Below are 11,518 nucleotides of genomic sequence, written 5' to 3' on the forward strand. Positions count from 1 at the left end.
TCCTTAGTTTTTCCAATGCATGACTTGAGTCTTGAATATCGGTATGAGCGCAAGAAAAAGTAAAATCAGAACCGATGCTGGTATTTTTCCAAGCATGGTATACGAGACACTGCAAAATATGGGCGTTGATGTGGATTTAATATTTTCGCAATTAAATGCGTTACAACATCCAATCGACTATCCTCAACGCGATTTAAGATATGACAATCGTGTTCAAAAAAAATTCTGGGAACTCACAGAAGTTATTACACAAAATTCCAATATTGGTTTAACTGTCGGTCACCATCTCCCCACTTTTCGTGGTCAACTTTTTGAATACATTTTTTTAAGTAGTGCAAATTTTGGTGATGCATTAAAAATAGCAATGAAATACTATCAATATTTCACTACAGGATTGGATATTGAACTTCACATAGAAGATGACACCGTTACCCTAAAAGGTTTTCATCACCCTGTCCGCCATTATTTAGAATGTACGATTACCATTGTTTTATCTTTTTTTGATTATATCAGTCAGGGAAAATTTCAAGCACAAGAAATTTGGCTCAGCTACGACAATACAGAATTTCAGGACTTATATCATGAGCTATGGCATTGCCCAGTTTATTTTAATCAGCCTTATGGTTGTATAAAATTCAAAGCAGAAATTCTAGAATATGCCTCTCCGTCTGCTCAGCCTGATTTATTTCTGTTACATCAAGCTATCATTGAGAAGCACATTGAACTTGTAGATAAACATGAACTAGTCATTCAAATTGAAGAGGCTTTAAGCGAACAACTAAAATTAAGACAATTCGCTCTAGAAGATATCGCAAGAATTCTTAAACTCTCCCCGCGTAAAATCCAAATTTCACTCAAAGATATTGGAACGAATTACGAGAATGTTCTAACGTCATTCAGACAAAAACTTGCTCGTCAGTTACTAGCGAAAACCGCACTCAAACATGATGAAATTGTCTATTTAACAGGGTTTTCAGAGCCATCAGCCTTTTCTCGAGCCTTCAAATATTGGACAGGAGAATCTCCATCCTCGTATCGTCAGCGCATACAAAATTCAACCGATCATGGGTCAATAGAAATAATGTGTAAGAATTCAAAAGCTGGTTCTTCATAAGGATGACTGGCTTTTAATGCACGTGCCACTTCTATGGCTTTATCTTCAGGCACAATAGTTTCTACACGCCACTCTTCAACTTGTTCAAGCTCTCCGACTTGACCTATAAATGGTTGAGCCCCATTGACAGGTTTAAATTGACCTAAGCCCTTGACCTGCCAAGCGCATTGCTCATAATCACCGATCCCGCCTGCACCTGCTTCAAATACTGCCTGTTTCGTCAACTCTAGATGTGATTCTGGTACAAAATAGATCAGTTTAAGCATGAATAACCTCTTCCACTCTTTTCCGCTCTGTTGTCATTTGCATAAGGGCTTCAGTAATCATTTTCAATGCAATATTGTTTGAATGACGATGATAATTCGCATATAGACCAAGCTGTGGTAATTGCTCATCTGTTTTCACAATTTTGATATTATGATTTAAAAACTTCAGGAGGTATTCGGGAGCAAAACTAAAGCCCATTCCCAAATTAATCAGATTGATATGCTGTAATACATTAGTCACCCACAGCATTTGATCATCCATCTTTTCGAAGGGAACTAGAACATTTAATTTGTCATAGAATATTGGTGAAGCATTTTGTTCACACATAATGACTGATGAATTTTTTAATTCTTGTAGTTTCAATGTCCGTTCTGAAGGATGAAGATTGTCTGCAGCCACCAAATAAATTTGTTCTGTCAAAATATGGATATCTTCATAATCTGAATGATCCATTTTGTATCGAGTAAAACATATATCAAGTTCAGCATTTCTAAGTTTTTGTATTTGCTCAGTACAAGTCAAACTGTGTAAATGAATTTTAAGATTAGGAATATTCTTTCTTAACTGCGCCAGAATGCTAGGCATCAGTTTCAGTTCAGCCACATTCAAAAATCCAATGTGAATCTGATTATTCTTTTGCTGAGCGACCTGTCTAGCTGCAGCTACAGCTTGCTTGGCATTGTCCAGCGTCAAAGCTGCGTATTTTAAAAATGCTTCCCCCTCATCAGTCAGTTTGACTTTACGAGTGGTCCGATCAAATAAAGTAACACCGACTTCGTGTTCAAGATCTTTAATTTGCTGACTGAGTGATGGTTGTGCGGTATAGAGCTTTTCGGCAGCTTTAGTAAAGCTTTGCTCTTGAGCAACAGTCATAAAATACCGTAAATGTCGTAATTCCATATCTCAATCAGCCCATCGTGCATAAGTGCACTTTCATTACTTTGAATTTTATATAGATCGATAGTTTATATGAATACGACTATAGATCACTGCACTTTTTTTCTAGACTGACTCAATTCAAAAACTCTCCCCATGTATTCAATTCATTTAGGAAAAAGCATGTCTCAACATTTTGACACTGATGTTCTTGTCATTGGTACTGGTCCTGCTGGTTCAACTCTGGGGCTTGCCCTTACCAATTATGGCGTCAAAGTTCAATTGTTTACCCAGTTTAATTGGTTAGCCAACAGTCCTCGTGCACATATTACTAATCAACGTGCCATGGAAGTCCTCCGTGATTTAGGTATCGAAGAACAGGTGAAGGAAATCGCAACACCTTGGGAACACATGGGTGAAAGCCTGATCACAACCAGTTTAGTCGGAGAAGAAATTGCCCGTATCAGTGCTTGGGGCACAGGTGATGAGCGTCATGGCGATTATATCAAAGGAAGTCCATGCCCTTTAGTGGATCTTATCCAACCTAAAATGGAAGCGCTGCTCGTTAAAAATGCGGCAGAGCGTGGCGCTATTTTTAACTTCAATACTGAATATTTATCTCACGTACAAGATGAACACGGCGTGACTGCAACATTCCTCAATCATATTACCAATACCGAATTTAGTTTACGTGCAAAATACTTGGTGGGAATGGACGGTGCACGTTCAAAAGTTGTCGAACAATTGGGATTACCACTTGAAGGCGTTATGGCGCGAGCTGGTACAGTGTATGTGACCTTTAAGGCGGACTTATCTAAATATGTTCAGCACCGCCCTGCGATTTTGCAATGGATAGTCAATCCTGAAGCAAGTTTTGGTGATTTAGGTATGGGGCTATTGCGTGCCATCACCCCATGGAATGAGTGGATTATGGGTTGGGGCTTCGATATTTCTAAGGGCGAGCCTCAAGTGACTGCAGAGCAAGTTCATGCACGTTTAGATGCTTTCGTTGGTGAGCATGTTGAAGATGTTGAAATTCAAAAATTGTCTTATTGGTACGTGAACCAAACATGGGCAACTGAATATTCGAAAGGTCGTGTATTCTGTGGTGGTGATGCAGTGCATCGTCACCCACCATCAAGTGGTCTAGGCTCAAACACCTGCATGCAAGATGCCTTTAATCTCGGTTGGAAACTTGCATATGCAGTTAAAGGTTGGTCTCAACCTACGCTTCTCGATTCTTATACCGTTGAACGTGCGCCTGTAGGTAAGCAAATTGTTGCACGTGCCAACCAATCACGATTTGATTATAAACACCTCAAAGAAGTTTTTGGTTTTGATCAAGGTGTAACAACCCAAAAGCAAATGCTGGAGCGTATTTTTGCTGAAAATGAACAAGGCGCTGAAATACGTACAAAACTCTACAATGCATTAGCAATTAAAAATTTTGAATTTAATGCTCAAGGTGTTGAACTGAATCAGCGTTATAGCTCAAATGCGGTCATCTCTGAATCAGAACCTGAAGTATTTAAACAAGATGATCAACTTTACCTACAAGCCACTACACGCCCTGGAGCAAAAGTACCGCATACTTGGCTCATCAATGCTAAAGGTCAAAAAGTTTCAACTTTAGATATTACGGGCAAAGGTCGTTTTACCTTACTCACTGGCCTGTCAGGCAAAGGCTGGAAACAAGCTGCTGAACAGCTTAATCTTGAGTATTTAGATGTCATTCAAATCGGTTCAAGAGATTATCGTGATGTCTATGGTACATGGAATGCGAAGTCTGAAATTCATGAATCTGGTGCTGTTTTAGTACGTCCAGATGGCTATGTCGCTTGGCGTTATCAAGACAGTACCAATGAATCTTTTGATTATGAAAATACTCTGAGAGCAGTTCTAAAACAGATTCAACTTACTGTTTAAATAATAAAAGCCACCTTAAGGTGGCTTTTTTTTACGCAGTTAAGAAATAACCTGCAATTAAAAATAGGATTTGAAGACTGGTCACAAAAGCGAATAGCTTCCAGCCTTTATGCCTCAACTCGTGTTTGTTCAGTATCATCATTGTTTTGGTCATATCGTCACCTCATACCTGAGTTAAAAACGAACCGCATTAAATTCTTACTTATTATGGTTAGCTATATGTCCAATAAACACACTTGTCCTAACCTCTATATAAAAGCAAAAACCAAACCAAGTCCAGTGGGAGAAAGATTTTGAAACCAAATCTATAAAAACAAAAAACCACCAAAATGGTGGCTGAATAAGCTCATGTTAGCGAATCTAAATTTATTTTTCCATAAGGTAAATTTAAGATACTATTTAACAATGTTTTTTATTAATAAATTTATTCATTATTTTCTTTTAAGCTCCACGTTGAAAATAAAAAAACTGACATTGTTCCAGCTAAATTGACTGCCAATTCAGCATGACGCGATGCAGGCTTAAAATTCTTTTTGCCCTAACCATGTGCATCCCCTACTTTGTTTCTCAATGATCCTAAGCCTTCAATCACTGTACTACATCTTTCAAGAATCTGTTTAAAAGTTTGTTCTTTGTGTTGAGAAGGCGCTAAATTTAATTTTTTACTGACTAATCTATACAGTTGATTAATATCAGGATCAGTTACTTTCCGCTCTAGTGATTTCTGCCATATTTGATGAATATAATCAGAACTTAATTCTCAACTCCACTACTTGATCTTAGGGAGAAGTATTTCGTCTTTCTAAAACACTCAATAACTCTTTAAATTCTGAATAAATATAATTCTCACGTTCCACATAAGATTTAAAATCCCATTTAATTCTCGCTTCAAACTCATCTAAGGTATTTGTATCTTTAACAATAAATGGAATATATCCATAAAATGTTTTTTTATCATCAATTCTTTTCTAAGCTCTTTAAATGCCTCTGAGGCACCTTTTTCATAACTATCTGTAGCCCTAGCTATTAGCAATTCACGCAAGTGTAATACTTTTTCAATTAAACCAGACATTTGAGAACTCTTTATTTGTTTTCAACTCAATTCTACATCTTCAAAACAATAATTTACTTATGAAAAAGCCACCTTATGGTGGCTTTTTCAATCTATTGATTTAATCAACCAATAAACTTACGAGCATTACGGAACATACGTAACCATGCACCATCTTGATCCCAATCTTCAGGTTTCCAAGAGTGCTGAATCGCACGGAAGTTACGCTCTGGATGAGGCATCATAATCGTTGCACGACCATCAGTTGAAGTCACACCTGTAATTGCTTCAGGTGAGCCGTTCGGGTTCAATGGGTAATGTTGAGTTGGATTACCTTGGCTATCAACATAACGTAAAGTCACTTGATTACCCGCATTCAATGCAGCAATAGAGCTGTCCGCTGCAACAACGCGACCTTCACCATGCGCCACAGCAATTGGTAAAATCGAACCTTCCATACCTTCTAACAGTACAGATTTAGATTTTTCAACACGAACGTTTACAGCTCGCGCTTCAAACATTTCTGATACGTTACGATGGAAACGTGGCCAGTTTTCAGCACCTGGAATGAGTGGAGCCAATTGAGACAACATTTGGCAACCGTTACAGATCCCGAGTGAGAACGTTTCATGACGGTTAAAGAATTTCTCAAATTGATCACGAAGTTTAGGATTGAACAATACTGACTTCGCCCAACCACCACCAGCGCCTAATACGTCACCGTAAGAGAAACCACCACATGCCACTAAACCTTCAAATTCATCAAGGCTTACACGACCAGCAAGTAGGTCACTCATATGGACATCAATCGTATTGAAACCGACTTTGTCGAATGCAGCTGCCATCTCGACATGACCGTTTACACCCTGCTCACGCAAGATTGCCATATTCGGACGACGTGTATTGATATACGGTGCTTCAATTTCTTCATTCAAATCGAATGTCGCTTTTGCAATAAGACCTTTATGATCTTTATTCGCAATTAAACTATATTCTTGATCTGCAGTATCCACGTTGTCACGTAAACGTTGAATCTGATGTGAGACTTCAGTCCACGCTTGTTGCAGTTCAACACGATCAAGCGTTAAACCATTGATCGTTAACGTATCAGTAGTATTCACTGTACCAACGACACTGATCGCATCTTTTAAACTTGATGCTGCAACTTCAGCCTGTAGTGCATCCCAGTCTGCTTTAGCAATTTGTAATACCGCACCAATTTCTTCAGCAAATAAGCTTGCTACAGACTGATCTTCTAAAGCCACACCTAAACGTGAAGCGAACATCATCTCTGCAACAGTTGCGATTAAACCACCATCACCGATGTCATGGTAAGCTTTAATTAAACCACGGTTATTCCAATCTTGTACCAATGCAAAGAATGCTTTGAAGTCATCGAAGCTATCTACATCTGGTGTAACCGAACCAATTGCTTTATACACTTGCGCCAAGATCGAACCACCTAGACGGAATTGACCCTTAGATAAATCAATACGTACAAGTACTGAATCTAAGTTTTTCAATTCTGGTGTTAATGTCTTACGCACATCAGTCACTGGTGCAAATGCTGTGATCACACCTGACATTGGAGAAGTTACAGACTTATCTTCACCTTCGTCATTCCAAGTAGTACGCATCGATAAAGAATCTTTACCTACAGGAATTGCGATGCCAAGCGCAGGACACATTTCCATACCGATGGCTTTTACACCTTCAAATAATGCTTGGTCTTCGCCTACTTGACCTGCTGCAGCCATCCAGTTCGCAGACAATTTAATGTCGCTGATTTTCTCGATTTTTGCAGACATGATGTTCGTGATTGACTCAGCCACTGCTAAACGCGCAGATGCCGCAGGATTTAACAATGCTACAGGTGGACGTTCACCCATTGCCATTGCTTCACCTGTGTAGCCCACTAAACTTGTTGTTGTTACCGCAGCATCCGCTACAGGCACTTGCCATGGACCAACCATTTGGTCACGTGCAACCATACCTGTAATTGAACGGTCACCAATGGTAATTAAGAATGATTTAGACGCAACTGTTGGGTTCTTAATCACACGGTAAATCGCATCTTTAAGATCAGTCACTTTAGCCGCATCAAAGTCATCACCGTGACGTTCGATACAGTCATACGCACGGCTCATACGTGGCGTACCACCTAAGATCACTTGCATTGGTACATCAACTGGGTTGTTACCAAACAATGGATCTTCAACCGTTAAATGACGCGCTTCAGTCGCTTCACCTAATACGGCAAACGGACAACGTTCACGCGCACAGATTGATTCAAATAATTCTAATGAAGATGGACGGATCGCCAATACATAACGCTCTTGTGCTTCATTTGACCAAATTTCCATTGGCGCCATACCTGGCTCCAATGATGGTACTTTACGAAGATCAAGTTTTGCACCTAATTCGTGGTCATTTACCAGTTCAGGCATGGCATTTGAAATACCACCAGCACCTACGTCATGTACAGACACGATTGGGTTGTGGTCTTCCATACGCCAGCAAGTATCAATGACTTCTTGGCAACGGCGTTCCATTTCTGGGTTTTCACGTTGTACAGAAGCAAAGTCTAAGCTTTCGCCCATTGTACCGCTATCTACAGAAGAAGCAGCGCCACCACCAAGACCGATGAGCATTGCCGGACCACCAAGCACGATCAATAAATCGCCCGGTTGGATCGCATCTTTTTCAACGTGGTCAGGACGGATGTTACCGTAACCACCAGCAATCATAATTGGCTTATGGAAACCTTTTACATCACCATTTACATTTTGCTCGAATGTACGGAAGTAACCATTTAACGCAGGACGACCAAATTCGTTGTTAAATGCAGCACCACCCAATGGACCTTCAATCATAATTTGAAGTGGAGATGCCATACGAGATGGTTTACCGTAGTTTTCTTCCCATGGCTGTTCGAAGCCTGGAATATTCAAGTTAGATGTAGTGAAACCTGTTAAGCCTGCTTTTGGCTTACCACCACGACCTGTTGCACCTTCATCACGGATTTCACCGCCCGAACCTGTTGCCGCACCTGCAAATGGTGCAATCGCTGTAGGATGGTTGTGGGTTTCCACTTTCATTAAGATGTGGGCAGCTTGGCTCTTATATTTATAAACATAATGGCCGTTTTCATCTTTTTTCGGATAAAAACGTTGCGTATCAAAACCAACAATCACTGAAGCATTGTCTTTATATGCTGACAATACATCTGTAGGCGATTCTTTATAGGTATTTTTAATCATTTGGAACAATGACAATGGTTGAACTTCACCATCGATTGTCCATTCTGAACCAAAGATTTTATGACGACAATGCTCAGAGTTCGCTTGTGCAAACATCATGAGTTCAATGTCATGTGGATTGCGACCTAACTTGATAAATGCATCAGTTAAGTAATCAATTTCTTCATCCGATAAAGCAAAACCAAATTCAGAGTTTGCTTTTACGAGCGCTTCTTTACCGTGACCTAGAATATCAATCGAGTTCAGCGGTTTTGGCTCAGTTTCAGTGAATAAAGCAGCAGCATCGTCAATTTGATTGAAAACACTTTCTGTCATTCGGTCATGCAGAATTTGCTTAATTTCATTTGAAACGTCTTTTACACCCTTCAAAGTAAACAAAACACCGCGTTCAAGACGATGAACCGGTGTGTTGCAGTTCGCGAAAATATCGGTCGCTTTTGAAGACCACGGCGAAATTGTGCCTACGCGTGGAGTGACTAAGATTTGAATCTCATCTGTGGCTGCTTGGCGTAATTCAAATGACGCACCATCATTTAGAAGCTGTAAAGCGGATTGCTGTTGTTGCTCGTTGAGCGCTTGGTCGAATAAATAAACCCATTGACTTTCTATTGATTGAACCGAACTAATTGACTGTAAACGAGTTAATAGTTGCGTTTGCTTAAAAGAAGAGTGTGCTGGTGCACCGGCCACGATAAACATGCTGATTTTGGCTCCACGGGATGGTCTTTTGAACCATGCCACAATGTGACTTGAAGAGAGCGCATATTCTACTGTGTATTGCAAAATTCAGCTAGATAGCAAAACTGCTTTAAGACATATTTTCGATCGAGTTTACGAATAAATCTTTTTTATTCAGTAAAAAAAATTGAATTGCACCCTATGATGCAATTCAAATGAGATACGCCTAAATAATTCTTCAGTCATCTCAACTATTGAGTGTTGGTGACTTTTAACAGATGTTGAATCGCCTCTAGAGCCATAATCATAGATTTTGGATCAACTAAATCCTTGGTATCACAAGCTTGGTGATAACATGGCGCAAAATCTAAAATTATCTCCCCCTCGTTTGCACCTAGACGTTCTTGTTCATTAAATAAAATGATCGATGTGACCGGCACTTTTCCTAGAAATGGTGATGTGTCGCTTGCTGTTAAAGTGGTGATGTCTTCTTTGATCGTTAAGTTCTTTGCTTTAAAGAATGATTTTAAATGTTCTTCAAGCGCAGTATCTTCTGGATGACTAGGTAAAGACTTTAAGCCATCAATCATTGGTTTATAGTCAGATTCAGATAATCCAGCAGACTTAAATTGGGCTTCTAAATCTTTTAATGAAGATTTATCTACATCAGCAACCAAAATATTCGGATTTTTTGTACCGACCATATCAACATTGATATAAGCCTTTATTCCCTTCAGCTGTTCAGGTGTCATTTTAGCAACAAAATCTTGCGAACCTCCGATACCATCTTCTTCAGAATCCCAAAATGCAAGGTAAATTGTATTTTGAGGATGATTTTCAGATTTTGAATAATGTTGTAATAGCTCTAATAGAACGGCTACACCTGTACCATTATCATTGATCCCAGGCCCTGTGGTCACAGAATCATAATGCGCACCGATTATCGTAGCTAAATCAGGATTTTTACCTTTGATTTCGATAATAATATTCTGACCTACAATCTTATTGCGATTTTCAAACGGTAACATCTGAGCGTGCAAACCAGCTTTTTTTGCCTCTTCAATAATATAGGTTGCAGTTGTCTTACCACCATCCGTTCCAACTGCGCGATTACCGCCATGAGCTGATGCAATATCTTCTAAGGCACTAAGATGACTCATGAGACGTTGTTCGATCAAATTCGAACTATTGATTTGCGTGGTTACTTGTTGATTTTGATTTGGTGTATGTGAGCAAGCACTCAACATAAAAATACTGGTCATTAATGCTGTTAAACAAGGTATTTTTTTCATTGTCATCTGGATATCAGTTTATTAAGAATTCCATTTTAGGGAATAACCTTATTTCATCCACAGATTTTTGTAATAAAAAAAGAGCCCGAAGACTCTTTTTATTTATGTTTCTAAATTTTTAATTAACCAAATCGACCCGTAATATATGCCTCAGTCAATTGATGATCAGGTTGAGTAAATACTTTTTCTGTCGAATTCACTTCAATCAAATCACCTAAATGGAAATAGGCAGTACGGTCTGATACACGTGCAGCTTGTTGCATTGAGTGCGTAACAATTGCAATAGTATATTGTGTTGAAAGCTCAGCGATTAACTCTTCAACTTTAGCCGTAGCAATTGGGTCAAGTGCTGAACAAGGTTCGTCCATTAAAATCACTTCTGGCGAAACTGCAATAGTTCGAGCAATACATAGACGTTGCTGTTGACCGCCTGATAAACCAGTTCCAGGCTGATTCAAACGATCCTTAACTTCATCCCACAAGCCCGCTTTACGTAAACTATTTTCAACGATCTCTTCTAAATCATATTTGTCACGTGCTAAACCATGGAGTTTAGGTCCGTATGCAACGTTTTCAAAAATTGATTTTGGGAATGGGTTTGGCTTTTGGAACACCATACCCACTTGCGCACGAAGTAGTACTACGTCGAGATTAGGATCATAAATGTCTTGATTATCCAACATGACTTTACCCGTTACCCGACAACTATCTATCGTGTCGTTCATACGATTTAAAGTACGTAGGAATGTTGACTTACCACATCCAGATGGACCAATAAAAGCAATCACTTCATTTTGGTAAATATTAAGATCAATGCCTTTAATCGCTTCAGATTCACCATAATAAACATGAACATCAGTTGTACTCAGTTTTACAACATCCGATTTTGCTTCTTTTTTATTTTCGCTTTGCGTGTCAAATTGTGAAACAAACGAAGTTGACGTTTTTTGATTTGCATCTTGAGATGTAAATTGTGTTTGATCTGAATTCACTGATTGATCCTTTTTTAAGGAATTTTGAGTTACTTGCGAAGTTACTGTATTCATATTTTGCT

General features: G+C 39.1%; 10 protein-coding genes. 2 read left to right on the plus strand and 8 right to left on the minus strand.

Features of this window, described 5'->3' with window-relative positions; genetic code table 11:
* Positions 1-31: 31 nt before the first annotated feature.
* Entirely contained in the window at positions 32-1,114 is a 1,083-nt protein-coding gene (locus AC1M9A_RS06495; RefSeq protein ID WP_481609889.1) for a helix-turn-helix domain-containing protein, read from the plus strand.
* Here AC1M9A_RS06495 and AC1M9A_RS06500 read toward each other — a convergent pair.
* Entirely contained in the window at positions 1,063-1,380 is a 318-nt protein-coding gene (locus tag AC1M9A_RS06500) for a YqfO family protein (protein ID WP_092767083.1), read from the minus strand. The genes AC1M9A_RS06495 and AC1M9A_RS06500 overlap by 52 nt on opposite strands.
* Entirely contained in the window at positions 1,373-2,281 is a 909-nt protein-coding gene (locus tag AC1M9A_RS06505; protein ID WP_481593463.1) for a LysR family transcriptional regulator, read from the minus strand. Before AC1M9A_RS06505 ends, AC1M9A_RS06500 begins: the two co-directional genes overlap by 8 nt.
* A 159-nt stretch (positions 2,282-2,440) precedes the next feature.
* Between AC1M9A_RS06505 and AC1M9A_RS06510 the strand changes: the two genes are divergently transcribed.
* Positions 2,441-4,183, plus strand: coding sequence for an FAD-dependent monooxygenase (locus AC1M9A_RS06510; protein WP_481609890.1), 1,743 nt, complete (start codon positions 2,441-2,443; stop codon positions 4,181-4,183).
* Positions 4,184-4,214: 31 nt separating this feature from the next.
* Here AC1M9A_RS06510 and AC1M9A_RS06515 read toward each other — a convergent pair whose 3' ends face one another.
* From AC1M9A_RS06515 to pstB, 6 genes are all read right to left on the minus strand, one after another.
* Positions 4,215-4,337, minus strand: coding sequence for a KGW motif small protein (locus tag AC1M9A_RS06515; protein WP_306669938.1), 123 nt, complete (start codon positions 4,335-4,337; stop codon positions 4,215-4,217).
* A gap of 384 nt (positions 4,338-4,721) precedes the next feature.
* The gene (locus AC1M9A_RS06520) at positions 4,722-4,925 is read right to left on the minus strand and encodes an abortive infection family protein (protein WP_481609926.1); all 204 of its coding nucleotides are present in this window, start codon (positions 4,923-4,925) and stop codon (positions 4,722-4,724) included.
* 156 nt (positions 4,926-5,081) lie between these two features.
* The gene (locus tag AC1M9A_RS06525) at positions 5,082-5,255 is read right to left on the minus strand and encodes a hypothetical protein (protein WP_481609891.1); all 174 of its coding nucleotides are present in this window, start codon (positions 5,253-5,255) and stop codon (positions 5,082-5,084) included.
* Positions 5,256-5,359: 104 nt separating this feature from the next.
* Positions 5,360-9,193: a phosphoribosylformylglycinamidine synthase gene (gene purL, locus AC1M9A_RS06530; protein WP_481609892.1), complete on the minus strand. Its 3,834-nt coding sequence runs from the start codon at positions 9,191-9,193 to the stop codon at positions 5,360-5,362.
* 230 nt (positions 9,194-9,423) lie between these two features.
* Positions 9,424-10,470: a M20/M25/M40 family metallo-hydrolase gene (locus AC1M9A_RS06535; protein WP_481609893.1), complete on the minus strand. Its 1,047-nt coding sequence runs from the start codon at positions 10,468-10,470 to the stop codon at positions 9,424-9,426.
* Positions 10,471-10,586: 116 nt separating this feature from the next.
* Positions 10,587-11,510: a phosphate ABC transporter ATP-binding protein PstB gene (pstB, locus tag AC1M9A_RS06540; protein ID WP_035267112.1), complete on the minus strand. Its 924-nt coding sequence runs from the start codon at positions 11,508-11,510 to the stop codon at positions 10,587-10,589.
* Between the last annotated feature and the right edge of the window lie 8 nt (positions 11,511-11,518).

This window comes from Acinetobacter sp. ANC_7634 (assembly GCF_056779875.1).